Below are 24,406 nucleotides of genomic sequence, written 5' to 3'. Positions count from 1 at the left end.
GAAAAAATTTGGCGCGGGAATTCCGGCGATACCGGCCGGCGCCGCGCAGACATCGCCGTCTTGCCGCATGTGTCCTTTTGCTCAGGAGCGGTCATCTATGTTGTTGAGACATATCTGACAGCCCTGGCGCCGGGGTGCGGCTAAGCTCCCTGGGTCCACAAGGCTGTGGATTGTTCGTCCGAACGCCTTGTTCCGGGCTTTGTGCTCCGAACCTTGAGAAAGGAACCTCATGATCTCCGTCTACCAGCTCAAGTCCCGTTTCCAGAACCTGCTCCGCCCCCTGGTCACCCGCCTGTACGAGCGCGGCGTCACGGCCAACCAGGTGACGCTGGCCGCCTGCGGCCTTTCGCTGCTGGTGGCGCTCACCGTCGCGCTGCTGGCCGGCCACGCCTGGATATTCCTGCTGATCCCCCTGTGGATGTTCCTGCGCATGGCACTCAACGCCATGGACGGCATGCTTGCCCGTGAATTCGGCCAGCAGTCGAAGCTGGGCGCCTACCTCAACGAGCTCACCGACGTGATCGCCGACAGCGCGCTGTACCTGCCGTTCGCCCTGCTGCCGGGCGTGATGCCGGCGCTGGTGGTGCTGGTGGTCCTGCTGGCAGTCATCAGCGAGTACGCCGGCGTGCTCGGGGTGATGGTGGGGGCTTCGCGGCGCTACGACGGCCCCATGGGAAAGAGCGACCGCGCGCTGTGCTTCGGTGTCTTCGGTGCCGGTGTGGCCAGCGGACTGTTGCCGCTGAGCTGGCTCGACCCGTTGCTGGTGCTGCTGGCACTGCTGCTGGTGCTGACTATCGTCAACCGGGTGCGCCAGGGGCTGGCCGAGCAGAAGGAACAAACGGCCGGCTGAGCCAGGGCCGCCATGTCAGGACCGGGACCGGACAGTCCCGCAAGCCATCGAACAGAGGAAGTTATGCGCGAGTCTTCGAATCACCACTTCGTTACCCATGACGGCGTCGAGCTGTTCTACCGCCACTGGCCGGCTGCTGCCGGCAGCGAGGAGCCGCGCCGCGCCGTATTGCTGTTCCATCGTGGCCATGAGCATTCCGGGCGCATCGGCCACCTGGCCGACGAGCTCGAGCTGCCCGGCTTCGACGTTTTCGCCTGGGATGCCCGCGGCCACGGCCAGTCACCTGGCGCGCGCGGCGACAGCCCGAGTTTCGGCACCAGCGTGCGCGACGTGCAGACCTTCGTCGAGCACATCGCTTCGACCTACGGCATCGCCATCAGCGAGATGGCGGTGGTGGCGCAGAGTGTCGGCGCGGTGGTTGCCTCCACCTGGGTGCATGACTACGCGCCGCCGATCCGCAGCCTGGTGCTCGCCTCGCCGGCATTCAAGGTCAAGCTCTACGTGCCCTTCGCCCGGCCGGGCCTGAAGCTGGCGCGCTGGTGGCGCGGCAACTTCTTCGTCAACAGCTATGTGAAGGCGAAATTCCTCACCCACGATCCCGAGCGCATCACCTCGTACGACAGCGACCCGCTGATCGCCAAGGCCATTTCAGTGAACGTGCTGTTGGGCCTGTATGAGGCGGCCGACCGCGTTGTAGCCGACGCCCAGGCGATCCAGGTGCCGACACAACTGCTGATCTCCGGCTCCGATTTCGTGGTGCACCGCAAGCCGCAGCAACGCTTCTTCGACAACCTCGGCACGGCGCGCAAGGAGCTGCACATCCTGCCCGGCTTCTTCCACGACACCCTCGGCGAACTGAATCGCGAGCAGGCGACCACGCGGGCGCGGCGCTTCATCCTCGAGTGCTTCGTCCGTGAACCCGAGCGTGCGGACCTGCGCAATGCCGACCGTTTCGGCTACACCTGCGCCGAGGCGGAAGCCCTGGCGACGCCATTGCCCACCTGGTCGCTTCGCGATCTCTACTGGCGCGCCACGCGCGCCAACATGCGCCTCGGCCGGTTGCTTTCCGACGGCATCAATCTTGGCTTCCAGACCGGCTTCGACTCCGGCAGCACCCTGGACTACGTCTACCGCAACCAGCCCGCCGGCGCGGGGCCGGTGGGGCGAATGATCGACCGCACCTACCTGGAGTCCGCCGGCTGGCGCGGCATCCGCCAGCGCAAGGTCAACATCGAGGAATTGCTCCGTCTGGCCATGGCCAGCCTGCGCGAGCAGGGCCGCGAAGTACGCATCCTCGACATTGCCGCCGGCCACGGGCGCTACATCCTCGAAGCGCTGCAAGGCCTCGAGGCGCTGCCCGAAAGCGTACTGCTGCGCGACTACAGCGAGCTGAACGTGCGCGAAGGCTCGGCGCTGATCGAGCGCCTGGGCCTGAAGGAGCGCGCCCGTTTCGTGCAGGGCGACGCCTTCGATGGCGCCGACCTCGCCGCCGTGGAGCCGAAACCGACGCTGGCGGTGGTCTCCGGTCTCTATGAGCTGTTCGCCGACAACGCCATGGTCAGCGGCTCGCTGGCCGGCCTGGGCGAGGCGGTGGAAGAGGGCGGCTACCTGATCTACACCGGGCAGCCCTGGCACCCGCAACTCGAACTGATCGCCCGTGCCCTGACCAGCCACCGTGCCGGTCAGGCCTGGGTAATGCGCCGCCGCACGCAACTGGAGATGGACCAACTGGTGGCTTCTGCCGGCTTCCGCAAACTGGCCCAGCGCATCGACGAGGACGGCATCTTCACCGTCTCCCTGGCTCGCCGGGAGCGCAGCTGATGACGCCGCTGCCAGCGCGTGATCCCGGTGTCCTGCGGCGCGCGGTCATCTGGCTGCTGTTCCTCGGGCCGTTCTTCTTCCTCAGCTACGGCTTCGCCAACTGGGTAGCGGCGCAACGCGAATCGGTCGGCGTGCTGGTGTTCGACTGGGAGCGCGGCACGCCGCTGTGGCCGTGGACGATCATCCCGTACTGGTCCATCGACCTGCTGTACGGGCTGTCCTTCCTGCTGCCGCGCACCAAGCGCGGGCTGGATTGCCACGCCTTGCGCCTGCTCACCGCACAGGTCGTCGCGGTAGCCTGCTTCCTGCTGTTCCCGCTGCGATTCAGCTTCGAGCGACCGATGCAGGAGGGCTTCTTCGGCGTGCTGTTCGACCTGTTGATGGGTTTCGACAAGCCGTTCAACCAGGCGCCCTCGCTGCATATCGCCCTGCTGGTGATCCTCTGGGTCGCCTATGGTCGCTACGCCAGCGGAGCATGGCGCTGGTTGCTGCACGGCTGGTTCGCGCTGATCGGCCTGTCGGTGCTGACCACCTGGCAACACCATTTCATCGACGTGCCGACCGGTGCGCTGCTGGGCTTCCTCTGTGTCTGGCTGTGGCCGCGGGAGGTGCGCTCGCCGCTGCAGGCGTGGAGCCTCAGCGCTGATCCGCAGCGGCGTCGGCTGGCGGCAATCTATGGTGTCGGGGCGCTGCTGTGCCTGGTGCTGGCGCTGGCCGGCGGCGGCCTGTGGCTCTGGTTGGGCTGGCCGGCTGTATCCCTGGCGCTGGTTGCACTCTGCTACCTCGGGATCGGCACGGTGGGGTTCCAGAAGCGCCTGGACGGTCGCCATTCCGTGGCGGTCTCCTGGTTGCTGGCGCCCTACTGGTTGGGCGCGTGGCTCAACGCGTGCTGGTGGACGCGCCGCCATCCGCAGCCGGACGAAGTGCTGCCGGGTCTCTGGCTCGGGCGCCTGCCGGACTGGTACAAGCCCCGGCACCTGCCGAGCCTGTCAATCCTCGACCTGTGCGCCGAGCTGCCCTGCACCGCGCTGACCCGTCGCTACGAATGCCTGCCGCTGCTCGACCTGGTAGCTCCGAGTGTCGAGCAATGCCGGCAAGGCGCGGACCTGATCCAGCGAATGCACGCCGAAGGCCCGTTGCTGGTGTGCTGCGCACTGGGCTACTCGCGCAGCGCCACGCTGGTGGCGGCGTGGCTGCTGATATCCGGCCGTGCGGCCACGCTCGAGGATGCGCTGGCGCAGATTCGCCGCGCCCGTCCGCAGGTGGTGCTGAAGGCCGAACAACTGGCGGTGCTGGCGCAGATCGCCGGCCAGCCGAACCTGTCACAGGAGGTGAGTCATGTCGGTTGATCCGGGCCTGATCCTGGTGGCCAGCCTGTTGCGGCGCGGCAGCAGCCTCAATGGCCTGTCCTCGGCGCTGACCGTGCTGGCGCTGGCGCTCGGCTTCTACGGCGTGCTGATGGCCAGTGCCACCCTGGCGTTCAGCCTGAGCATGGCATTGCTGGTGCTGCTCGGGCTGGTGCAGAAGTTCTATGCCATGCGTGTAGCGCTGGATGCGGACCTGTTCGAGGCCATGGCCAATGCCGGCGAGGCGCTGCCGGAAAAAACCCGTCAGCTGGATGACGCACTGGCCACCTATGTGGGTGTGCCGGAAGAAATGTCCGGTCGCACCTGGAGCGAGCGCAGCCGTGGCGCGCTGAAGCTCCTGCGTCGGCAGGTAGTGCTGTGTGCGGTGCAGTGGCTCGTTGCGCTGCTGTGCCTGATCACCCTGACCTTCCAATCCTGAGGAACCTACTCGCAATGCTGGAAAGACTCTGCGCCTACGCCATCATCGCCGGCGCCCGTGCGGTGACCGGTCTGCGCAGCCTGTGGATCGGTACCACTCCGACCCCGGCGCAGCGCATCTACTACGCCAATCACAGCAGCCATGGCGATTTCGTCCTGCTCTGGGCCTCGCTGCCGCCGGAGCTGCGCTCGCGTACGCGGCCGGTGGCGGGCATGGACTACTGGGGCAAGGGCGGCCTGCGTGGCTTCATCATCAACCGCGTGTTCCATGGCGTGCTGATCGACCGCACCCGCGGCGCCGAGGGCGGCAACCCACTGGAGCCGGTGGAGCGCGCCCTGGCCGATGGCGACTCGCTGATCCTCTTCCCCGAAGGCACCCGAAACCTCGACGAGGAAGTGCGCCTGCTGCCGTTCAAGAGCGGCATCTTCCACCTGTCCAAGGCCCATCCGCAGGTGGAGCTGGTGCCGGTGTGGCTGGACAACCTAAGCCGTGTGATGCCCAAGGGCCGCGCGCTACCGTTGCCGCTGCTGTGCACCCTGAGCTTCGGCGCACCGCTGGTGGTGGAGGAGGGCGAGGCCAAGGAAGCCTTCCTCGAACGTGCCCGCGAGGCGCTGCTCAGGCTTGCCGCGCCGGAGGGTCGCTGAGATGAACCAGACCTGGCTGCTCTTCGGTGGTATCGGCGCCATCCTGGTCCTCGCCTCGTTGGTGGGCGCAGTGCTGCGCTGGCGGGCGCCGCCCGGCCCCCACGCGGTGATCGACAACCTCAACGCGCGGATCAACGCCTGGTGGGTGATGGTCGCGGTGATCGGCTGCGCCTTCGCCCTCGGCTACTGGGCAGTGATCCTGCTCTTCTACGGGGTCTCGTTCTACGCCCTGCGCGAATTCCTCACCCTGATGCCGACGCGCCGCAGCGACTATCCGGCGCTGGTGGCGGCGTTCTACTTCGTGCTGCCGATGCAGTACCTGCTGATCGGCATCGGCTGGTACGGGCTGTTCTCCATCTTCATCCCGGTCTACGTGTTCCTGCTGCTGCCGATCCTCGCCTCGCTGGGTGGCGACTCCAAGCACTTCCTCGAGCGAGCTTCGAAGGTGCAGTGGGCGCTGATGCTGGCGGTGTTCTGCATCTCCTACGTGCCGGCGCTGCTGACCCTGGAGATCGCCGGCTACGAAGGACGCAACCTGCTGCTGATCGCCTTCCTGGTGATCGTCGTGCAGCTGTCCGACGTGCTGCAGTACGTCTGCGGCAAGCTCATGGGCAAGCGCAAGATCGCGCCGAACCTGTCGCCGTCCAAGACCCTCGAAGGCTTCATCGGCGGTGTGGCGCTGGCCACGCTGATCGGTGGCGCGCTGTGGTGGATCACGCCCTTCACCTTCTGGCAGGCGCTGCTGATCGCCCTGATGATCAACATCCTCGGCTTCTTCGGCGGGCTGGTGATGTCGGCGATCAAGCGCGACCGCGGGGTGAAGGACTGGGGCCACATGATCGAAGGCCACGGCGGCATGCTCGACCGCCTGGATTCGGTGTGCTTCGCCGCTCCGGTGTTCTTCCACTTCGTCCGCTACTGGTGGACCTGAGCCCCGTCGGAAATCCCCCCAGCGCTCCGGGGTAACCACTCCGGAGCGCCGGTTCGCAGCTACGCTTGCTCTATTCCCTCGGAAGTGTCGTATGGCAACGGAGTGTTTGGGCGTAAGCAGTCGAATCTTTACGGGGCCATGAAGCAATGGACACTCTCTTTCCGCGAGTCACCGGCGGGGCCGCGTCTTGAGCGGCTCGGCGGGTAGTTTTCCGTTCACCTGCCTGGTTACCGCCATCGGCTCGTACTCTGCCGAATCGGTGATCGCATCGTTACGCGAGCACTGGGGCGCGCGGGTGGTGGGGACCAATACCCAGCCCCGCGACTGGTGCGCCACCTCGGCCTTGCTGGATACCTTCCATCGGGTTCCGGCGGCGAGAAATGTTACCGAGTATGTGGAACGCATCCTCAGGATCTGCGAGGCCGAGCAGGTGACCCATGTGCTGCCGCTGATCGACCCCGAGGTCGATGCCTTCGCGCTGCACCACGAAGCCTTTACCGAACGCGGCATCACGCTGTGCATGCAGCCGCTGGAGACCATTCGTGTTGCCCGCGACAAGTGGCGGGTGCACCAGGCCTTCGGTAATGATCCGCTGATCCGCACCATTCCCACCTGGCGCCTGGAGGATCTGCCCATGGCAGGGCTGGACCTGCCGCTGATCGCCAAGCCACGTGACGGGCGCAATTGCGAAGGCTTGATGCAGGTGCGCGATGCGGATTTCCTGCACTACGTGCGCCGGCGCTTCTCGGACCGCGACTACATCGTGCAGCCGCTGCTGCCGGGCGATGTCTGCGTGGTGGACGTGGTGCGCCAGCAGAGCAGTGGAGCCTGGGCGGCCATGGCGCGCCAGGAGCTGGTGCGCACGCCGACCGGGGCGGGTCTGACCGTACGAATGCTGGCCGACGTTCGGCTGGTCGAGATGGCCGGTCAGGTCGCCCGCGTGCTGGGCGTGAACGGCTGCATCAACGTGGAATTCCTCGTGCAAGACGGCGAGGCGTTGCTGATGGACGTCAACCCACGCTTCTCCGGAGGGATTGCCTTCAGCCATCTTTCCGGCTACGACATGGTCGCCAATCACCTGCGCTGCTTCCGCGAGGCGCCGCTGGATGCGTCCGTGCTGCCCGCGCCGAGCATCCACGCGCGGCGGCTGGTGGAGGTGACCACCTTTGCCGCGCCGGCGGCTTCGCCCGATCCCGTTATTGTGCTGCCGGGCTCTCAGGGCAGCGTCGCTTCGCAACCGCTCGGCTGACTGACGCGTCTCCCGGCAGAAGCGGATCCCGCCCGTGATGGGGCGCTTGGCGCGCTCCTGTAGAGGCGTTCAGCCGTGAGCGAGGGCAGCATCAGAAGATGCTGCTCACCTCGCCTGATGCCGTCACCTTCGCCTCGATGACCTTCTGGCTGCGCAGGTTCCTTACACGGATCACTTCGTCCTGCTTGCCGTTGGCCATTGCCTCGCCGACGGCGCTGGCCTGGATGCCGTCCTGGCAGGCGACGATCTTCACCTGCTGGCCGCGACGCACCAGCATCGCGCCATCGAGCAGCGCAGGCGTCAGCGGCTGGTCGGCGCGGATGCGGCGGCGGGCCGTCTTGCCGGCCACCTCGGCGATGTCGGTGAAGTAACCCCGCGAACTCTTGCCGATTTCCACCGGTGCGAGCTTGAGCTGCGCCCTGTCCAGCGTCTGGCCGCGCTCGATCTCGCCGCTGGCGACCACCGTTGGCAGGTACACGGTGGGTTGGCTGATAAAGGTCACCGGCCAGCCGGATTGGCCCGCGCAGGAGGCTTCGAAGCGTCGTCGCGCGGTAACCGCAGCGGGGGCTTCGAGTATGCGCAGCTGCGGGCCGCCAGGGCAGGCGGTGAGTTTGCCCAGGCTGTTGGGCAGGTTGTTGTTCACCGTGAAAGTCATGCCTTTCCAGCCGGCCTTGCGTGCGGCTTCCTTCAGCTCGGCGGCGACCTGCTGCTGCGCGGCGGCGTCGAGTTGCACGCGTGCATCCTGGGCGTGCGCGAGAGCGGGAAGCAGCAGGAGGAAGCAGGCGGAAAGGGCCTTTCCGCATCCTGGCGCGCGGTGCGTCGAAAGCGGAAAAGCCGCGTTGCACGCACTGCTCTGCTCTTTGAGTAAAGCCTTGTAAATCAACGACATGAAGCGATATTCCAGGATGGGCATGCTTTGTGCTCTGTCGCTGCGCACACCGAAAGACGGCCGAACGACGAGAGAGGGTTGCGCGAATGAGTATACGGTTTGACGACACCCTGGGTATCCACGAGAGAGCCCTCTCGCTGCACATGCAGCGCAGCGAAATCCTGGCCTCCAACCTGGCCAACGAAGACACCCCCGGCTTCAAGGCACGGGACATCGATTTCGCCGCCGAGATGCAGCGCCAGGACACCTCCAGCGTCCTGCTGGCCAGCACCAGCGCCGCGCGCCCGGACCTGAAGTACCGCATCCCCAACCAGCCCTCGCAGGACGGCAACAGCGTGGAGCTGTCCACCGAGCAGGCGGAGTTCTCGCGCAACGCGATGGATTTCCAGACCAGCCTGACCTTCCTGACCCTGAAATTCCGCGGCCTCAAGCAGGCCATCGAGGGACGCTGACGCCATGGCATTCGATTCCATCTACCGCATCGCCGGCTCGTCGATGAACGCACAGACCGTGCGCCTGAACACCGTGGCCAGCAACCTGGCCAACGCCGACTCTGCCGCCAACAGCCCGGACACCGTGTACCAGGCGCGCAAGCCGATGTTCGCCGCCGTCTACGAGAACGACCAGCTCACCCGTGGCGCCGGCATGGGCGGGGCCCATGTGCAGGTGCTCGACGTGGTGACCTCCGGCCGCTCGCCGCAACGCCGCTACGAGCCCGGCAGCCCGCTGGCCGATGCCACCGGCTACGTCTACTACCCCGACGTCAACGAGATCGAGGAAATGACCGACATGATGTCCGCCACCCGCAGTTTCGAGACCGGCGTGGAAGTGCTCAACCGCGTGAAGAGCATGCAGTCCAGCCTGTTGAAACTGGGAGACGCCTGATGAGCACGGTCAACAACGACACCAGCTCCAGCGGCACCAGCAGCACTTCGTCCGACACGCCCAAGCAGGCGGTCAACCTCGGCGAGCTGACCGACATGGAGAACAGCTTCATCACCCTGCTGGTCGCCCAGGTGCAGTACCAGGACCCGACGAAGCCGGTGGACAGCACCGAGTTCATCAACCAGTACTCGGCGATGGCGCAGGTGAAGAGCATGCAGAACATGACCACCCTGCAGCAGAACAACCTGGTGCTGATGGACAACCTGCAGACCCTCACCGCTGCCGGCCTGGTCGGCCAGGAAGTGAAGGTCAGCGCCGACAGCCTGCAGCTGGACGGCGACAAGGTCAGCGGGCAGATCACCCTGGAGCACGCCTCGGCCACCACCGTGCTGCAGCTCACCGACGCCAACGGCGTGCGCACCGACATCACTCTCGGCCCGCAGGAAGCCGGCTCCGTGCCCTTCACCGTGGACCCCGAAGCGCTCGGCCTGAAGCCCGGCAAGTACAGCCTGGCGGTCAAGACCGAGAGCGGCGAGACGCCGGGCATCGAGGTTTCCGGCCTGGTGCACAACGTTCGCGTCAGCGCCGACGGCCCGGTGCTGGAAGTCGAGGGCGCAGGCTCGGTGCCCTTCTACAAGATCGTCGAATTCAGTCAGGGCCAGGCCGCCTGAGCGCCTGTTCCCCCCTCCTAGGATGAGCTAACGCCATGAGCTTCAACATCGCCCTGACCGGCCTGAACGCCGTCACCCAGCAGCTGGACACCATCAGCAACAACATCGCCAACTCCGGTACCGTCGGCTTCAAGTCCTCGCGCACCGAGTTCGGCAGCGTCTATGCCGACAGCAAGGGTATGGGCGTGGAAGTCGCCGGCACCACCCAGAGCATCAGCCAGGGCGGTTCGCTGGTGTCGACCAATCGTGCACTGGACCTGGCCATCTCCGGCGGCGGCTTCTTCGTGGTCAAGAGCGGCAACGGCGACACCCAGTACACCCGTGCCGGCGTGTTCAGCCAGGACAACGCCAACTACCTGATCAACGCCACCGGCCAGCGCCTGCAGGGCTACCCGACCGACGCTGCCGGCAACCTGCTGGTGGGCACCGTCTCCGACCTGCAGGTGAAGACCGCCAACCTGCCGGCCAAGGCCACCGACAAGCTGGAGTTCGTCGCCAACCTCGACTCCAACGAGAAGGTGCCGAGCGTCGCGCCGTTCGATCCGCAGAAGGTGGAGACCTACAACTCCACCTACACCAGCAAGATCTACGATTCCCAGGGCAAGGAACACACCCTGACCCAGTACTTCGTGCTGACCGGCACCAACACCTGGGACGCGCACTACGCGGTGGACGGCAATGCCGTCGGCGCCACCCAGTCGCTGACCTTCGCCCCGGACGGCTCGCTGTCCTCGCCGATCGCTTCCGTACCGGTGAGCTTCACCCTGCCGGGCGTCGATCCGATGAACATCGCGCTGGACTACACCGGCACCAGCCAGTACGGCTCGGACTTCGTCGTCACCACCAACCGCACCACCGGCTACGCCGCCGGCGAGCAGACCGGTATCGCGGTGGAGAACGACGGCAAGGTCTACGTCAACTACAGCAACGGCCAGCGCATGCTGCAGGGCCAGGTCGCCCTGGCGAACTTCATCAACACCGGCGGCCTGCAGAACCAGAGCGGCACCGCCTGGACCGAGACCTCCGCGTCCGGCGCCCCGCTGATCGGCGTGCCCGGCATCGGCCAGTTCGGCTCGCTGTCGGCCGGCAACCTGGAAGGTTCCAACGTCGACATCACCCAGCAACTGGTGGGCCTCATGGAAGGCCAGCGCAACTACCAGGCGAACACCAAGGTGATGACCACCGACAAGGAACTCACCCAGGTCCTGTTCTCGGCCATCTAAGGACTCGCCATGGATCGCCTCGGCTACACCGCAATGACCGCCGCCAGCCGCAGCATGGCGGCGCTGGACGTGCGTGCGAACAACCTCGCCAACGTCAACACCCCCGGCTTCCGTGCCGACCTGGAGCACGCAACGGCCGTGGACGTGAGCGGCGCCGGCTACGACAGCCGCCACCTCGCGCGCATCGAAAGCAGCGGCGTGGACATGAGCGCCGGCACCCTGATGGCCACCGGGCGCGACCTCGACGTTGCCATCCAGGGTCAAGGCCTGCTCGCCGTGCAGAGCGGCACCGGCGAGGCGTACACGCGCCAGGGCAACCTGGAGATCGATGCCGACCGCCAGCTGATGATCAACGGCCGCGCCGTGCTCGGCGAAGGCGGCCCGATCACCCTGCCCGAATACGACGCCATTGCCATCGGCAGCGACGGCACCATTTCGGTGATGCCGCGCGGCGATTTCATGATGACCGACGTCGACCGCCTCAAATTGGTGGATGCCCCGGCTGCGTCGCTGGTGAAGAACGCCCAGGGCCTGCTGGTGAGCAAGGACGGCCAGAACGTCGCAGCCAGCGACGATGTGCGTCTGGTCTCCGGGCACCTGGAGCAGAGCAACGTCTCGGCCATCGACCAGCTGGTGGGCACCATGAGCCTGAACCGGCGGTTCGAGGCCCAGGTGAAGATGATGAAGGCCGCCTCGGATCTCGCCGAGGCCGGCGACCGCATGATCCGTGGCGGCTAACGCGCGGCGCGCAGACAGGAGCACAACATGAGTTCGGCACTTTGGGTCAGCAAGACCGGCCTGGCAGCCCAGGACACTGCGATGTCCACCGTGGCCAACAACCTGGCCAACGTCAACACCGTCGGTTTCAAGAGCGACCGTGCGGTGTTCGAGGACCTGTTCTATCAGGTGCAGCTGCAGCCCGGCGCCCAGGCGGACCAGGTCAACACCGTGCCTTCGGGCATCCAGCTGGGCAGCGGCGTGCGCGTCGTCGGCACGCAGAAGGTGTTCACCGAAGGCAGCATGCAGACCACCGGCCAGCCGATGGACCTGGCCATCGTCGGCAGCGGCTTCTTCCAGGTCGAGGCGCCCAACGGCGACACCTACTACACCGAGAACGGCCAGCTGCAACTGAACAACGAAGGCATCGTGGTCAACGCCCAGGGCCTGCCGCTGACGCCGAACATCGAAGTGCCGGCCGGAGCCAGCCGCTTCACCGTGGGCAGTGACGGCATCGTCACCGCTGTGCTGCCGGGCGAGACCCTGCCCACCGAGCTGGGCCAGATCACCCTGGTCAGCTTCACCAACCCGGCGGGCCTGGAAGCCATCGGCGGCAACCTCTACAAGGAAACCGCCGCCAGCGGTGAGCCGCAGGAAGGCACGCCGGGCGAGGAAGGCCTGGGCACCCTCAAGCAGGGCGTACTGGAAGGCTCCAACGTGCAGGTGGTCGAGGCGATGGTGAACATGATCGCCATCCAGCGCGCCTACGAAGCCAACGCCAAGGTGCTCGACGCCGCGTCGGGCATGCAGCAGTTCCTCAACCAGACGGTCTGACGATGACGCGCCTTGCCCTGCTGCTCGCCCTGGCGCTGCTCGCCGGCTGCCAGAGCTTCGAGGAGATGCTGCCGGACGAGGACTCCTCGACCTACCAGCCCCCGGAGCTGGACTACAGCCAGCCGCCGCCCACCAGTGGCGGCCTGTTCCGTTCCGGCTACGGCGGTTCGCTGCTGCGCGACAAGCGCGCCATCGGCGTCGGCGACATCGTCACCGTGGTGCTCAGCGAGTCCACCCAGTCGAGCAAGAGCGCGGGTACCAGCTTCGGCAAGAAATCCAGCCTGGACGTGCCGGTGCCGACCATCCTGACCAAGGAATACGGCGGCCTGGAAAGCTCCGCCACGGCAAACCGCGACTTCGACGGCTCGGCGAAAAGCTCGCAGCAGAACACTCTCACCGGCTCCATCGCCGTGACCGTGCACAAGGTGCTGCCCGGCGGCGTGCTGCTGGTCAAGGGCGAGAAATCCCTGCGCCTGAACCAGGGTGATGAGTTCATCCGCCTCACGGGCCTTGTGCGCATCGACGACATCAACCGCTCCAACCAGGTGTCCTCGCAGAATGTCGCCAACGCGAAGATCTCCTACGCCGGGCGCGGCGTGCTCAACGACAGCAATTCGGCCGGCTGGCTGACGCGCTTCTTCACCCATCCGCTGTTCCCGATGTAAGCAGGCGAGCCCTCCATGCGTAGAACACTCATGTGTAGAACCCTTGGCCGCCTGCTGGCGACCCTCTGCCTGTTCTGGCAGGCCGAGGTGCTGGCCATCCCCTTGCTGGACCTCGTGGACATCGAAGGCGTGCGCGAGAACCAGCTGATCGGCTACGGCCTGGTGGTCGGCCTGGATGGCACCGGCGACAAGAACCAGGTGAAGTTCACCAACCAGTCGGTGGCCAACATGCTCAAGCAGTTCGGCGTGAACCTGCCGCCGAACGTCGACCCGAAACTGAAGAACGTCGCCGCCGTGAGCGTCACCGCCAGCGTGCCGCCGTCCTACAGCGCCGGGCAGACCATCGACGTCACCGTGTCCTCGCTGGGCGACGCCAAGAGCCTGCGCGGCGGCCTGCTGCTGATGACGCCGTTGCAGGGCGTGGATGGCGAGGTGTATGCGCTGGCCCAGGGCAATCTCGTGGTGGGTGGCCTGCACGCCCAGGGCCAGAGCGGCTCCAGCGTGTCGATCAACAGCGCCAACAGCGGCCTGATTCCCAACGGCGCGACCATCGAACGGATGATTCCCAGCGATTTCACCCAGCGCCCGGACGTGATGCTCAACGTGCGCAAGCCGAGCTTCCAGACCGCCACCCAGGTGATGAACGCGGTCAACCAGCGCTTCGGTTCCGGCACCGCCACCGCACTGGACGGTACCAAGGTGTCGGTGCGTGCTCCGGTCAGCCTGGCCCAGCGCACCAGCTTCATGGCCATGCTCGAAGGCATGGAAGTGCAGGAAGGCCGCACCCGACCCAAGGTAGTGTTCAACAGCCGCACCGGCACCGTGGTGGTTGGCCAGGGCGTGCGCGTGAAAGCCGCGGCGGTGGCCCACGGCACGCTCACCGTGACCATCAGTGAGAACCCCCAGGTCAGCCAGCCGGGGGCCTTCTCCAACGGCACCACGGCAGTCACCCCGCAGTCGGACGTGTCGGTCAGCCAGGACAAGAAACCGATGTTCAAGTGGCCCGAGGGCACCAGCCTGGAGAGCATCATCAACACGGTGAACAGCCTGGGCGCTACGCCGGACGATGTGATGAGCATCCTCCAGGCGCTGGAGCAGGCCGGCGCACTGAACGCCGAGCTGGTGGTGATCTGATGAGCATCACCTCGCTCAATCGCCCCATCGTTCCCACCGGCCAGCCGGGCGAGTCACCCGAACAGGTGCGCCGCGAGCAGTTGCAGGCGGCCTCCGAGCAGTTCGAGGCGATGTTCCTGCAACAGATCCTCAAGCAGATGCGCAAGGCCGGCGACGTGCTCTCCGCCGGCAGCCCGCTGCGCAGCCGTGACCTCGATACGATGCGCGACTTCTACGACGAAGCACTGGCTGAGCACCTGGCCTCGCGCAAGCAGACCGGCATCGCCGCCCTGCTGGTGCGCCAGCTTTCCGCCGAACCCACCGATACCTCGCAACCGGTTGCCCTCGCCGATGTGGGTGAAGCCTTGCGCCGCCCCTCGGTGTCCAGCCGCAACCCGCTGGTGGACACCTGGCAGCGCGGCGTCGACCGCCTCGCCCACGCCTGGCAGCAGGGCAGCGCCGGTTTCCGCACCCTGGTGGACAGCGTAATCGGCCAGGAGTCCGGTGGCGACGCTGCCGCCGTCTCGCCCAAGGGCGCGCGCGGCCTGATGCAGCTGATGCCCGATACCGCGCGTGAAGTGGCCGGCGAGCTCGGCCTGCCCTACGACGAGCAGCGCCTGACCAGCGATCCGGCCTACAACAAGGCGCTGGGCAGCGCCTACCTGGGCAAGATGCTCGACCGCTACGACGGCCAGCACGTGCTCGCCCTGGCCGCCTACAACGCCGGGCCCGGCAAGGTGGACGAGTGGCTGAAGAACAACGGCGACCCACGCAGCGGACAGATCGGCATGGCCGACTGGGTGCGCAGCATCCCCTACGACGAAACCCGCGACTACACCCTCGGTGTGCTGCGTCGGGTGCGCGAGGCCCAGGCGCCGGCACGGATGCCTGGCAGCGGGCTGTCGCCGGAGAGCGGCCTGAAGCATGCGCCGCAGGAAGGATTTAAGCGCCACGCAGATTCCGTCGCCTATCAGGGACAACAGCCCGAATTTGTTTCCCGACCGGCCTCGGCGGCGTTTGCCCAGCCGATCCGCCTCGAGTCGAAGGAGAATGCCTCTTGAGTATGTTGAGCCAGATCGGCTACAGCGGCCTGCGTGCGGCGCAGATCGCCCTGGCCACCTCCGGCCAGAACGTCGCCAACGCCAACACCCCCGGTTTCAGCCGGCTGAGCCCGGTGCTCGCCTCGCTGGCCGGTGAAGGTGGCCTGAACGTCGGCGGCGGCGTGACGGTGACCAGCATCCGGCGCATGGCCAACGACTTCCAGAACCAACAGCTGTGGCGCGCTACCACCGAGCAGAGCTACTACGACAGCGGCCAGCAGTACCTGTCCGCGCTGGAAGGCCTGATGGGCGGCGAAGGTTCGAGCATCAGTGTCGGCCTGGACAACTTCTTCGCCGCGCTCAGCGAGGCCACCGCCACCCCTGGGTCCGTCGCCCTGCGCCAGCAGATCGTCAACGAGACCAAGAACCTCGCCCAGCGCTTCAACGGCCTGTCCGGCAACATCGACAGCCAGCTGCGTGCCCTGCAGGAGCAGCGCGGCTCCATGGTCGGCGAGATCAACGGCCTGACCTCCAACCTCGCTGCGCTGAACAAGCAGATCGTCGAGGTCGGTTCGTCCGGCGGCGATACCACGGCACTGCGCGACCACCGCGAAAGCCTGGTGCAGGACCTGTCCAAGTACGCTTCTATTCGCGTCAACGAAGTAGCCGATGGCTCGCTGACCGTTTCCCTCGCCAACGGCCAGCCGCTGGTGGCCGGCAATTCTGCCGGGCAGCTGGCGATCAGCCGTACCGCCAGCGGCGAGCAGGCAATCGCCCTGACCTTCGCCGGCACCAGCTTCCCGCTGGCCCAGGACGGCATGGGCGGTTCCCTCGGTGCGCTGTACGACACCGAGTACGACACCCTGCGGCCGAACCAGAGCGCCCTGCACGAGATGGCGGGGCAGTTCGCGCAGATGGTCAACGATACCCTCGCCAGTGGTTTCGATCTCAACGGCAACCCCGGCCAGGCGCTGCTCACCTACAACGCCGGCAGCACCACGGCGATGCTCAGCGTCAACGACCTCAAGCCGGAGGAACTGGCGTTGTCGGATACCGCGGGGGAGTCCGGCAACAACGTGAACCTGCTGGCGCTGCTCGATCTCAAGGGCCAGTCGATCACCCTCGACGGCAGCCAGGTGACCCTCAACGACGCGTTCGCCGGCCTTCTCGGCAAAGTGGCCAGCGCCAGCCGGCAGAATCAGGCCGACCAGAAGACCGCCACCACCGTGGCCAGCCAGGCACAGGCCAGCCGCGACAGCGTCAGCGCGGTGAGCCTGGATGAAGAGGCGGTCAACCTGATCACCTACCAGCAGGCCTACCAGGCCAACATGAAAGTCATCAGCACCGCCAAGGAGCTGTTCGACTCGATGCTCGCGGCCTTCTAAGGGCCATTGCGAAGGAAAGCAGCATGCGCATTACCAATGCACAGATCACCGCGCTGATGGGCGGCTCGATGAACAGCAACTCGGCGGCCCTGGGCAAGCTGATGCAGCAGATGTCCAGCGGGCAGCGCATCCTCCAGCCTTCCGACGACCCTATCGCCAGCGTGCGCATGCTGCGCATCCAGCGCGAGGAAGCGAGCCTGGCGCAGTACCGCACCAACATCGGCAACGTCTCGGGCAACCTGTCGACCCAGGAAACCAACCTGCAGGCGACCTCGGATGCGATGCTCAATGTGCGCGACCTGCTGCTCTGGGCGGCCAACGGCTCCAACACCAGCGGCGATCTCAACGCCATGGCCGGGGAGCTGGAGAACATCGAGAAGACCCTCGTCAGTTTCGTCAACGTGCGTGACGAGGAGGGCCGCTACCTGTTCTCCGGCACCCTGAGCGACACCGCCGCGGTGACCTACGAACCGCTGACCGATACTTACGTCGCCACCGGCAACGACAAGTCGCGCCAGGCGGCCGTGGCCAACGGCGTTCAGGTGGAAGAGAACGTCACCGCGCTGGGCGTGTTCGGCAACAACATGGACTTCCTCAACCAGTTGCATGCCACGGTGAAGATGCTCAAGGACCCGGCGCTGGATGTCGCCGACCCTGCGGTACACGCGCAGATCGCGGCGACCATCGACAGCCTCGACAGCGCCCACGACGGCGTGCTCGGCGCCATCACCGAGCTGGGCGGCCGGCAGAACACCCTGACCATGCTCAACTCGAGCAACGAGGAAGTCTCGCTGGTGAACCAGAAGATCAACGGCGAACTGTCGCAGCTGGACTATGCCGGCGCGAGCATCGACCTGAACACCTACCAGCTGGCGCTGCAGGCCACGCAGAAGACCTACCTGAAGCTCAACGACCTGTCGCTGTTCAGCCGCCTGTAAGTTTCTTCGTAGGGGAGCCGGGCCGCGCCGCAAGGAGGTCTGGACGCCAATCGGCGGAGCAGTGCCCGGTTTCCCTACTTTTTATCCCGCCTCCGCCCGGCCCAGATGCCGGGCGGAAGCACATCCGGTGCAGAGGTCACCATGAAGGTCATCAAGCAACTGCCGGCCGCTGCCGTCTTCGATCCCAGCGCCCGCCGCGACGTCATCCTGCCCTCCACGGGGGAGCGGCAGAACGCCCTGCGCAAAGGTGAGGAAAAAGGCGAGAACGCCGCACAGATGGCGCGCGGCGCGCAGAAGAGCGGCAGCTTCAACCTGCAACTCAACCAGCAGTTGTCCTCCATACAGTCGGCCGACAGCTACCTGGGCGACCTGCAGGACCGTCTCGGCGGCCTCAAGCTCAATCTCAGCCGCGAACTCAGCGCGCCACAATCCCAGGACCGCGAAGGCGTGCGCCAGGCCACCCGGCAGGTCAACGAGCTGCTGGAGCAGCGCGCCCAGCGCTCGGACGGCAGCCTGGACGCCAACTTCCGCCTGCGCCTCAACGAACCGGTGCGCAGTCGCTTCAGCCTTGAAGGCCTGGAATCGGTGCAGGACATCCAGCGTTCGGGCACGGAAACCCTGCTGTTCAGCGCCGGGCGACAGCTCGCCGAGCCGGCCGCGGTGGTGCTGGACGATGGCATGAGCACCGAGCAGGTACTGCGCCGCTTCAATGCCACGCTGGGCCAGGCCGGCATCCGTGCCGAACTCGATAGCGACGGTGCGTTGAAGTTCTCCGCGCCCGAGGCCGACTGGCAGCAGCTCAAAGGCCAACTGGCGGTGCAGGGCGAGGGCAAGCTGTTCGCCAAGGGCAAGAACACCCGGCTGAAAAGCCAGGAGGAGGGGCTGCTGGCGTTCCCCACCGAGATCAGCACCGATGCTTTCCGCGAGCAGCGTCAGTTGCTCGATTCGGTCGTCTCGGCGCTGGATCGCATCGGCGGCCTGCGCGATCAACTGCGCCATCGCCAGGACGACATCCGCGACTTCCTCGACCGCCATGCCAGCGAGGACGAGCGCGAATGGGCGCACACCTTCGCCGCTTCCATGCTCGACCGCATGGGGCGTAGCGCTACGCATTACAGCGCGGCGGCTCAGACGGTGGTGGCGCAGGCCAATCTCAGCCGCTTCGCGGTGGTGAGCCTGTTGGCCTGAGTTCTCCACGATAGGAAGCGCGCGGTTCTGGTAGGGCGCATAACGCGCCAGCGTTATCCGCCCTACGTTCAGGATGCGGCAGTGCAAGGGCTGTTCGCGAGCAAGCTCGCTCCTACAGGTCGGGCGCGGCGTGCTCTTCGTAGGATCGAGGGGGACGCCCAGTTCTTGCTCGCGAACCGCACGGCAGCCAACTTCGACACAACAAAAAAGGCGGAGCGCAGCTCCGCCTTTCTCGTTTCATTCGCCGATCACGCCAGCTTCAGCAGGCCCATGCCCAACACCAGCATCGCCAGGCCGGCCCAGCCGCGCCACACCAGGCGTTGGCCAAACAGGGCCCAGCCCATGGCGACGGTGGCGAGGATGCCGAAGCCGCCCCAGATGGCGTAGGCCACAGACAGTTCGATACCGCGCACCGCCTGCGCCAGCGCGGTGAACGCGCCCAGTACGCAGAGGATCGAGGCGACGCCGATCAGGCGCTTGCGGAAGCCGTCGGAATACTTCAGCAGCAGGTTGGCGATCACTTCCAGGACGATGGCCAGGCCCAGCCAGGCCATCGGAATCAGGTCATGGTTCAGCATGTCGCGACCTCCCCCTTCAGTTCACGGCCTTCTTCGGGCTTGGCGGTCCGGGTGCCGGACTTCACCAGCAGGATGCCGGCAATCATCACGGCCAGGCCCAGGGCCTTGTCCAGGCTCAGGTGCTCGCCGAGGAAGAAGGCGCTGACCAGGGTGATCAGTACGATCCCGATGCCTTCCCACAGGGCGTAGGCCACGCCGACCGGAACGCGTTTCACGGCCAGCGACAGGAAGTAGTACGACAGGCCGATCATCAGGTACATCACCAGCAGCCCGGCGATCGGGAACAGCGTGTGGGTGAATTTCATCGAGGTGGTGCCAATGACTTCGAAGCCGATGGCGGTAAACAGATAGATCCAGGAACGCATGGTAAAGCCCTCCCACGGGCAGCCGCGCGCAGTCTCGCTAAGAGCATCCTTGCGGCGGTTTCGGTTCGGGGTCGGTGGCGCCGACTCGGGCGGCAATCACTGTTGAGTGTTGGCCGCGCTTGGCGCCACGCTCAGGTAGCAGCCGAAGGGAGGAGCTAGAGGTCGCCGGTCCAGTGACGCTCGCGCGAAACCAGGCGGGAAGTGGAGAGAGGCAGAGCCTTGATGTTCAACATAATGAACACATTGTGCCAATTTCCCGTTTCGCTGGCAAATCGATCGCCTTGATTCAAGTCATGGATGCCCATGAACAGGCACCTGAGAACCCTGCTGGACCCTGCGTGTCATCAAGCTTGTGCAATATTCTGTTCACTCTGTTCTGCCTGCGACAGCACGCCACACTCATGACCTGCGCCCGTTCGTTCCGCTGCCGGTCCTGCTAGCATCCAGCATCGTTATCCCGTCGGAGACTGTGATGATCGCCCTGCGAGAAGCCTGGAAGGCCGGACTCTTCGGCCGTGAGCATTGGACGCGCAACCTGGTGGCAGGCGTCATCGTTGGGGTGGTTGCGCTACCGCTGGCCATGGCCTTCGCGATTGCCAGCGGGGTGAAGCCCGAGCAGGGCATCTACACGGCGATCTTCGCCGGTGCCCTGGTCTCGCTGCTGGGTGGCAGCCGCGTGCAGATCGCCGGGCCCACCGGTGCCTTCATCGTCATCCTCGCCGGTGTCACCGCGAAGTACGGCGTGGACGGCCTGCAGATCGCCACGCTGATGGCCGGGGCGATTCTCGTGCTGCTGGGCGTCAGCCGCCTGGGCAGCATCATCCGCTTCATCCCCGCGCCGGTGATCGTCGGCTTCACCGCCGGGATCGGGGTGATCATCTGGGTCGGCCAGTGGAAGGACTTCTTCGGCCTGCCAGCGGTGACCGGCGAGCACTTCCACCAGAAGCTCTGGCACCTGATCCAGGCGCTGCCACACCTGCACCTCGCGACGACGCTGCTGGCATTGCTGAGCCTGGCGCTGGTGCTGTTCACTCCGCGCATCGCTGCGCTGCGCCGGGTACCCGGCCCGCTGGTGGCGATGGTGGTGGTGACGGCCATCCAGTCGCTGTTCCATTTCGACGGTGTGGCCACCATCGGCAGCGCCTTCGGCGGCATCCCACAGGGGCTGCCCAGCTTCAGCCTGCCGGAAGTGACGTTGCCGCGCGTGCTGGAGCTGATCGGCCCGGCCTTCGCCATCGCCATGCTCGGCGCCATCGAGTCGTTGCTCTCGGCGGTGGTCGCCGACGGCATGGCCGGTACCCGCCACGATTCCAACCAGGAGCTGATCGGCCAGGGCATCGCCAACCTGGTCACGCCGCTGTTCGGCGGCATCGCCGCTACCGGCGCCATCGCCCGCACCGCGACCAATATCCGCAACGGTGGCAACAGCCCGCTGGCCGGCGTCACCCATGCCGCGACCCTGGTGCTGATCCTGCTGTTCCTCGCGCCGCTGGCCTCGAACATTCCGCTCTGCGCGCTGGCGGCAATCCTTTTCGTGGTGGCGTGGAACATGAGCGAGGCGCGGCACTTCCTGTTCATGCTCAAGCGTGCACCGCGCGCCGACGTGGCCATCCTGCTGGTGACCTTCCTGCTCACCGTGTTCAGCGACCTGGTGATCGCGGTGAACATCGGTGTGATCCTCGCCATGCTGCACTTCCTGCGGCGCATGGCGTCGTCGGTGGACGTGCATGCCGACGAAGGCCCGGAGCTGGAAGTCGAGCTGCGCGGCCGCGGCCTCGGCGAGCTGCCGCCCGGCTTGCTGGTCTACAGCATCGAAGGGCCGTTGTTCTTCGGCGCGGCGGAAACCTTCGAGCGCGCGCTGGCCAAGACCCACACCGACCCGAAGGTGCTGATCATCCGCCTGCGCCATGTGCCGTTCATGGACATCACCGGCCTGCAGACGCTGCAGGAAGTAATCGAACAGTTGCAGGGGCGGGGCATCGAGGTGCGCTTGTGCGAGGCCAATGCGCGGGTGCTGGGCAAGTTGCGCAAGGCCGGCGTGCTGGAGGAGATCGGCGCGGGGTATCACCCGGATTTCCCGGCGGCGCTGTCCGCCGCCAGCGCCGAGGTTGCCGACGAAACACGGACGTAGGATGGGTGGAGCTTGCGATACCCATCGTCAACGGTGGGACAAACCGATGGGTATCGCTGCGCTCCACGCCATCCTACGTTGACGCTCTCCCGATGGCCGATGGCCGATGGCGCATAACCCGTTCGGGGTTATGCGCCCTACGCGATCATCAGCCGTGCATCAGTTCCGCCAGCAGTTCTTCCTTCAACTTCGTCAGTAGCGGTGCGCCACGCTCGCGCGGATGCGACAGGTCGACCCGTACCTCGTGGCGGATCCGCCCCGGCCGCGCGTCCATGACGATCACCCGGTCGCCCAGGTACAGCGCCTCTTCCACGTCATGGGTGACCATGATCATGGTGCTGCGATGCTGCACCCAGATGCGTTGCAGCTCGTGCTGCAGGCGCACGCGGGTGAGGGCGTCGAGGGCGCCGAAGGGTTCATCCAGCAACAGCACCTTGGGCCGGGTGATCAGCGCGCGGGCGATGGCGGCGCGCTGCGCCATGCCGCCGGAAAGCTGGTGCGGGTAGGCCTGCTCGAAACCGGTCAGGCCCACCAGCTCCAGGTGATCGGCCACGAGCTCGCGCTTCTCGGCGCGGCTGAGTTTCTGTTGCTTCAGCGCCAGGGCGACGTTCTCTTCCACGGTCTTCCAGGGGAACAGACGGTGGTCCTGGAACACGATGCCGCGCTCCAGCCCGGTGCCGGTGACGGTCTGGCCGTCGAGCAGGATGCGCCCGTGGTAGTCATTCTCCAGGCCGACGATCAGCCGCAGTAGCGAGGATTTGCCGCATCCGCTGGCGCCGACGATGCTGACGAATTCGCCGGGGCGCACGTCCAAGTTGATGTTCTCCAGCACCGGAAGGCTGCGACCGTCGATGGAGTAGGCCTTGCTCAGGCCCTGGATGGCCAGCGCGCCCGATTGCGCCTGCTGGGTGGGAAGGATGGCGGGGTCGAGGATCGCGTTCATGATCGAAGCACTCATGGCAGGTAGGCCGAATGGGAGAAAGCCCTAGCGCAGGTTGCGCCAGCGCAGCAGGTGGCGCGCGAGGCGGGCGAACAGCTGGTTCATGGCGTAGCCGAGCAGGCCGATGCTGAGTACGCCGATCACCACGACCTCCATGCGCGAGCCGGTCTCGGCGTTCATCATCAGGTTGCCCAGGCCCATGCCGGTGGAGAGGAACAACTCGCAGCCCACCGAACTGACCCAGGCAAAGGCCAGCGCATGCAGCACGCCGTTGCTCAGGCTGGGCAGCGCACCGGGCAGCAGCACTTCGCGGAACTGCTGCCAGGGGCCGAAGGCATACAGCCGGCCGACCTCGCGGTAGCGCTTCTCCACGTCGCGGAAGCCCTCGAAGGCGTTCAGCGTCATCGGGTAGAAGGCGGCAAGACTGACGATCAGCACCTTGGATGGCTCGCCACTGCCGAACCACAGGGCGATCAGTGGGATCAGGCCGAGGATCGGCACCTGGCGGATCGTGTGGTACAGCGGCGCGAACAGCCGCTCCAGGGGCTTCGACAAGGCCATGCCGGCGCCCAGCACGAAGCCGCTGAGTACGCCCAGCAGCAGTCCCAGGCAGGTGCGTTGCAGGCTGGCGGACACGCTCAGCCACAGCTCGCCGGTACGGATCAGCTCGGCGAAGCCGGCGCCTATGCGCTCCAGCGGCACGAAGGCATAGGCGGCGCTGGCGCCCTGTTGCGACTGCCAGTGCCAGGCGGCGATCAGCAGGGCCGGCAGCAGCAGCCCACGCAGCGATTTGAGCGTACGGATCATGGCGTCGGTCTCCAGCGCAGCAGGCGCCTCTCCAGCAGGCGGAAGGCGAAATCGAGAATGAAGCCGATGGCGCCGGTGGCCACCACGCCGACCATCACGATGTCGATGCGCAGCATCTGCCGGCTCAGTTCGATCATCTGCCCCAGGCCGCTGTCGGCGGCGAGCAGCTCGGCGGCCACCAGTACCATCCAGGCGCGGCTCAGGCTGATACGCAGGCCAGTGACGATGGGCGGTGCGGCGGCCGGGAAGGCGACGTCGCGCAGCAGGCTCCACAGCGGCAGGCGGTACACGCTGGCGACTTCGAAGTAGCCGCGCGGAATGCCCTTCACGCCTTCGCTGGCGGCCAGCGCCACGGGAAAGAAGGCGGCCTTGGTGACGATCAGTACCTTGAAGGTTTCTTCCACACCGAAGAACAGGATGAACATCGGGATCAGCGCGATCGACGGCACCTGGCGCAGGGTGTGGAACAGCGGCGCGCAGTAGGCTTCCACGGTCTTCGACAGCGCCATGGCGGTGCCGAACAGCAGCCCGCCGACGGCACCGATGGAGAAACCGATGGCCAGGCGCGACAGGCTGTTCACCACGTGCTCGCGCAGCTCGCCGCTGGCCAGCAGGTCACGGAAACTGGCCCAGACTTCCGCTGGCGGCACCAGCAGTTGCGGCGGGAACCAGCCGGCGCGGGCGGCGACGAACCAGGCCAGCAGCAGGAGCAGGGGCGAGACGAACCAGCTCAGGCGATCCAGTAGGTGGGTCATCG

26 protein-coding genes are annotated in these 24,406 nt (G+C 66.3%); 20 read left to right on the top strand and 6 right to left on the bottom strand.

The annotated features are described in order from the left end of the window. The first annotated feature begins 229 nt into the window (after positions 1-229). The 7 genes from FAS41_RS00890 (at position 230) to FAS41_RS00860 (ending at position 7,280) form a co-directional block, all read left to right on the top strand. Complete coding sequence (locus FAS41_RS00890; protein ID WP_138519837.1) at positions 230-850, top strand: CDP-alcohol phosphatidyltransferase family protein; 621 nt, start codon at positions 230-232, stop codon at positions 848-850. A 63-nt stretch (positions 851-913) separates the two neighbouring features. Next, a complete protein-coding gene (locus tag FAS41_RS00885) occupies positions 914-2,671 on the top strand; it encodes a bifunctional alpha/beta hydrolase/class I SAM-dependent methyltransferase (RefSeq protein WP_138519836.1) in 1,758 nt (585 codons plus the stop codon). Continuing rightward, positions 2,671-4,020, top strand: a complete 1,350-nt coding sequence (locus tag FAS41_RS00880) for a phosphatase PAP2/dual specificity phosphatase family protein (RefSeq protein ID WP_138519835.1) — start codon at positions 2,671-2,673, stop codon at positions 4,018-4,020. The genes FAS41_RS00885 and FAS41_RS00880 overlap by 1 nt, the downstream gene beginning before the upstream one ends. Further along, complete coding sequence (locus FAS41_RS00875; RefSeq protein ID WP_138519834.1) at positions 4,010-4,456, top strand: hypothetical protein; 447 nt, start codon at positions 4,010-4,012, stop codon at positions 4,454-4,456. Before FAS41_RS00880 ends, FAS41_RS00875 begins: the two co-directional genes overlap by 11 nt. A 14-nt stretch (positions 4,457-4,470) precedes the next feature. Further along, positions 4,471-5,100 carry a lysophospholipid acyltransferase family protein gene (locus FAS41_RS00870; protein WP_138519833.1) on the top strand — a complete coding sequence of 210 codons (630 nt, stop codon included), beginning with the start codon at positions 4,471-4,473 and terminating at the stop codon, positions 5,098-5,100. A gap of 1 nt (position 5,101) precedes the next feature. Next, entirely contained in the window at positions 5,102-6,031 is a 930-nt protein-coding gene (locus FAS41_RS00865; protein WP_138519832.1) for a phosphatidate cytidylyltransferase, read from the top strand. A 259-nt stretch (positions 6,032-6,290) separates the two neighbouring features. Further along, entirely contained in the window at positions 6,291-7,280 is a 990-nt protein-coding gene (locus FAS41_RS00860; RefSeq protein ID WP_246084797.1) for an ATP-grasp domain-containing protein, read from the top strand. Between the two features lie 91 nt (positions 7,281-7,371). Here the strand turns inward: FAS41_RS00860 and flgA are convergent, their stop codons facing one another. After that, positions 7,372-8,013 carry a flagellar basal body P-ring formation chaperone FlgA gene (gene flgA / locus FAS41_RS00855; RefSeq protein ID WP_171049417.1) on the bottom strand — a complete coding sequence of 214 codons (642 nt, stop codon included), beginning with the start codon at positions 8,011-8,013 and terminating at the stop codon, positions 7,372-7,374. Between the two features lie 242 nt (positions 8,014-8,255). On the opposite strand from flgA, the gene flgB reads away from it, so the two are divergent. The 12 genes from flgB to FAS41_RS00795 all read left to right on the top strand — a co-directional run bounded on the left by flgB (position 8,256) and on the right by FAS41_RS00795 (position 18,828). Continuing rightward, the gene (flgB, locus tag FAS41_RS00850; protein WP_138519829.1) at positions 8,256-8,621 is read left to right on the top strand and encodes a flagellar basal body rod protein FlgB; all 366 of its coding nucleotides are present in this window, start codon (positions 8,256-8,258) and stop codon (positions 8,619-8,621) included. A gap of 4 nt (positions 8,622-8,625) precedes the next feature. Next, complete coding sequence (gene flgC, locus FAS41_RS00845; protein ID WP_045213291.1) at positions 8,626-9,054, top strand: flagellar basal body rod protein FlgC; 429 nt, start codon at positions 8,626-8,628, stop codon at positions 9,052-9,054. Further along, on the top strand, positions 9,054-9,725 hold the full coding sequence (locus tag FAS41_RS00840) for a flagellar hook capping FlgD N-terminal domain-containing protein (RefSeq protein WP_138519828.1): 672 nt from the start codon (positions 9,054-9,056) through the stop codon (positions 9,723-9,725). The genes flgC and FAS41_RS00840 overlap by 1 nt, the downstream gene beginning before the upstream one ends. Positions 9,726-9,760: 35 nt before the next feature. Further along, positions 9,761-10,948, top strand: a complete 1,188-nt coding sequence (gene flgE, locus FAS41_RS00835; RefSeq protein WP_138519827.1) for a flagellar hook protein FlgE — start codon at positions 9,761-9,763, stop codon at positions 10,946-10,948. Positions 10,949-10,957: 9 nt separating this feature from the next. Continuing rightward, a complete protein-coding gene (locus FAS41_RS00830) occupies positions 10,958-11,686 on the top strand; it encodes a flagellar basal body rod protein FlgF (protein WP_138519826.1) in 729 nt (242 codons plus the stop codon). Between the two features lie 27 nt (positions 11,687-11,713). After that, entirely contained in the window at positions 11,714-12,499 is a 786-nt protein-coding gene (flgG, locus tag FAS41_RS00825) for a flagellar basal-body rod protein FlgG (protein WP_138519825.1), read from the top strand. A gap of 2 nt (positions 12,500-12,501) precedes the next feature. Beyond that, positions 12,502-13,164 carry a flagellar basal body L-ring protein FlgH gene (gene flgH / locus FAS41_RS00820; protein ID WP_138519824.1) on the top strand — a complete coding sequence of 221 codons (663 nt, stop codon included), beginning with the start codon at positions 12,502-12,504 and terminating at the stop codon, positions 13,162-13,164. Positions 13,165-13,179: 15 nt separating this feature from the next. Beyond that, on the top strand, positions 13,180-14,298 hold the full coding sequence (locus FAS41_RS00815) for a flagellar basal body P-ring protein FlgI (RefSeq protein ID WP_246084796.1): 1,119 nt from the start codon (positions 13,180-13,182) through the stop codon (positions 14,296-14,298). After that, entirely contained in the window at positions 14,298-15,338 is a 1,041-nt protein-coding gene (locus FAS41_RS00810; protein WP_138519823.1) for a lytic transglycosylase domain-containing protein, read from the top strand. Before FAS41_RS00815 ends, FAS41_RS00810 begins: the two co-directional genes overlap by 1 nt. Next, positions 15,335-16,702, top strand: coding sequence for a flagellar hook-associated protein FlgK (flgK, locus tag FAS41_RS00805; protein ID WP_138519822.1), 1,368 nt, complete (start codon positions 15,335-15,337; stop codon positions 16,700-16,702). Before FAS41_RS00810 ends, flgK begins: the two co-directional genes overlap by 4 nt. A gap of 23 nt (positions 16,703-16,725) precedes the next feature. Further along, entirely contained in the window at positions 16,726-17,640 is a 915-nt protein-coding gene (flgL, locus tag FAS41_RS00800; protein ID WP_138519821.1) for a flagellar hook-associated protein FlgL, read from the top strand. A 141-nt stretch (positions 17,641-17,781) separates the two neighbouring features. Continuing rightward, on the top strand, positions 17,782-18,828 hold the full coding sequence (locus FAS41_RS00795) for a hypothetical protein (protein ID WP_138519820.1): 1,047 nt from the start codon (positions 17,782-17,784) through the stop codon (positions 18,826-18,828). Positions 18,829-19,076: 248 nt separating this feature from the next. Here the strand turns inward: FAS41_RS00795 and mdtI are convergent, their stop codons facing one another. Together mdtI and FAS41_RS00785 are read right to left on the bottom strand one after the other, a co-directional pair. Continuing rightward, positions 19,077-19,406: a multidrug/spermidine efflux SMR transporter subunit MdtI gene (gene mdtI / locus FAS41_RS00790; protein WP_138519819.1), complete on the bottom strand. Its 330-nt coding sequence runs from the start codon at positions 19,404-19,406 to the stop codon at positions 19,077-19,079. After that, positions 19,400-19,771 (bottom strand): SMR family transporter, encoded by a 372-nt coding sequence (locus FAS41_RS00785; protein ID WP_138519818.1) that lies wholly within the window; start codon positions 19,769-19,771, stop codon positions 19,400-19,402. The genes mdtI and FAS41_RS00785 overlap by 7 nt, the downstream gene beginning before the upstream one ends. Positions 19,772-20,243: 472 nt before the next feature. On the opposite strand from FAS41_RS00785, the gene FAS41_RS00780 reads away from it, so the two are divergent. Further along, the gene (locus FAS41_RS00780) at positions 20,244-21,902 is read left to right on the top strand and encodes a SulP family inorganic anion transporter (protein ID WP_138519817.1); all 1,659 of its coding nucleotides are present in this window, start codon (positions 20,244-20,246) and stop codon (positions 21,900-21,902) included. A gap of 148 nt (positions 21,903-22,050) precedes the next feature. Here FAS41_RS00780 and FAS41_RS00775 read toward each other — a convergent pair whose 3' ends face one another. From FAS41_RS00775 to FAS41_RS00765, 3 genes are read right to left on the bottom strand one after another with little or no spacing between them, the layout of a single operon-like run. Then, the gene (locus FAS41_RS00775) at positions 22,051-22,845 is read right to left on the bottom strand and encodes an ABC transporter ATP-binding protein (protein ID WP_138520027.1); all 795 of its coding nucleotides are present in this window, start codon (positions 22,843-22,845) and stop codon (positions 22,051-22,053) included. Positions 22,846-22,887: 42 nt separating this feature from the next. Beyond that, a complete protein-coding gene (locus FAS41_RS00770) occupies positions 22,888-23,649 on the bottom strand; it encodes an ABC transporter permease (protein WP_138519816.1) in 762 nt (253 codons plus the stop codon). Beyond that, positions 23,646-24,404: an ABC transporter permease gene (locus FAS41_RS00765; protein ID WP_138519815.1), complete on the bottom strand. Its 759-nt coding sequence runs from the start codon at positions 24,402-24,404 to the stop codon at positions 23,646-23,648. The genes FAS41_RS00770 and FAS41_RS00765 overlap by 4 nt, the downstream gene beginning before the upstream one ends. Between the last annotated feature and the right edge of the window lie 2 nt (positions 24,405-24,406).

Origin of the sequence: Pseudomonas nicosulfuronedens (assembly GCF_005877905.1) — a bacterium.
GTDB lineage: Bacteria > Pseudomonadota > Gammaproteobacteria > Pseudomonadales > Pseudomonadaceae > Pseudomonas > Pseudomonas nicosulfuronedens.
Note: the sequence above shows the minus strand (reverse complement) of the source record. Positions and strands in the feature narration are given on the sequence as shown.

Coding starts and splice junctions, on each gene's coding strand:
- FAS41_RS00890 (WP_138519837.1), top strand. CDS start 230: ATGATCTCCGTCTACCAGCTCAAGTCCCGTTTCCAGAACCTGCTCCGC.
- FAS41_RS00885 (WP_138519836.1), top strand. CDS start 914: ATGCGCGAGTCTTCGAATCACCACTTCGTTACCCATGACGGCGTCGAG.
- FAS41_RS00880 (WP_138519835.1), top strand. CDS start 2,671: ATGACGCCGCTGCCAGCGCGTGATCCCGGTGTCCTGCGGCGCGCGGTC.
- FAS41_RS00875 (WP_138519834.1), top strand. CDS start 4,010: ATGTCGGTTGATCCGGGCCTGATCCTGGTGGCCAGCCTGTTGCGGCGC.
- FAS41_RS00870 (WP_138519833.1), top strand. CDS start 4,471: ATGCTGGAAAGACTCTGCGCCTACGCCATCATCGCCGGCGCCCGTGCG.
- FAS41_RS00865 (WP_138519832.1), top strand. CDS start 5,102: ATGAACCAGACCTGGCTGCTCTTCGGTGGTATCGGCGCCATCCTGGTC.
- flgB (WP_138519829.1), top strand. CDS start 8,256: ATGAGTATACGGTTTGACGACACCCTGGGTATCCACGAGAGAGCCCTC.
- flgC (WP_045213291.1), top strand. CDS start 8,626: ATGGCATTCGATTCCATCTACCGCATCGCCGGCTCGTCGATGAACGCA.
- FAS41_RS00840 (WP_138519828.1), top strand. CDS start 9,054: ATGAGCACGGTCAACAACGACACCAGCTCCAGCGGCACCAGCAGCACT.
- flgE (WP_138519827.1), top strand. CDS start 9,761: ATGAGCTTCAACATCGCCCTGACCGGCCTGAACGCCGTCACCCAGCAG.
- FAS41_RS00830 (WP_138519826.1), top strand. CDS start 10,958: ATGGATCGCCTCGGCTACACCGCAATGACCGCCGCCAGCCGCAGCATG.
- flgG (WP_138519825.1), top strand. CDS start 11,714: ATGAGTTCGGCACTTTGGGTCAGCAAGACCGGCCTGGCAGCCCAGGAC.
- flgH (WP_138519824.1), top strand. CDS start 12,502: ATGACGCGCCTTGCCCTGCTGCTCGCCCTGGCGCTGCTCGCCGGCTGC.
- FAS41_RS00815 (WP_246084796.1), top strand. CDS start 13,180: ATGCGTAGAACACTCATGTGTAGAACCCTTGGCCGCCTGCTGGCGACC.
- FAS41_RS00810 (WP_138519823.1), top strand. CDS start 14,298: ATGAGCATCACCTCGCTCAATCGCCCCATCGTTCCCACCGGCCAGCCG.
- flgL (WP_138519821.1), top strand. CDS start 16,726: ATGCGCATTACCAATGCACAGATCACCGCGCTGATGGGCGGCTCGATG.
- FAS41_RS00795 (WP_138519820.1), top strand. CDS start 17,782: ATGAAGGTCATCAAGCAACTGCCGGCCGCTGCCGTCTTCGATCCCAGC.
- mdtI (WP_138519819.1), bottom strand. CDS start 19,406: ATGCTGAACCATGACCTGATTCCGATGGCCTGGCTGGGCCTGGCCATC.
- FAS41_RS00785 (WP_138519818.1), bottom strand. CDS start 19,771: ATGCGTTCCTGGATCTATCTGTTTACCGCCATCGGCTTCGAAGTCATT.
- FAS41_RS00780 (WP_138519817.1), top strand. CDS start 20,244: ATGATCGCCCTGCGAGAAGCCTGGAAGGCCGGACTCTTCGGCCGTGAG.
- FAS41_RS00775 (WP_138520027.1), bottom strand. CDS start 22,845: ATGAACGCGATCCTCGACCCCGCCATCCTTCCCACCCAGCAGGCGCAA.
- FAS41_RS00770 (WP_138519816.1), bottom strand. CDS start 23,649: ATGATCCGTACGCTCAAATCGCTGCGTGGGCTGCTGCTGCCGGCCCTG.
- FAS41_RS00765 (WP_138519815.1), bottom strand. CDS start 24,404: ATGACCCACCTACTGGATCGCCTGAGCTGGTTCGTCTCGCCCCTGCTC.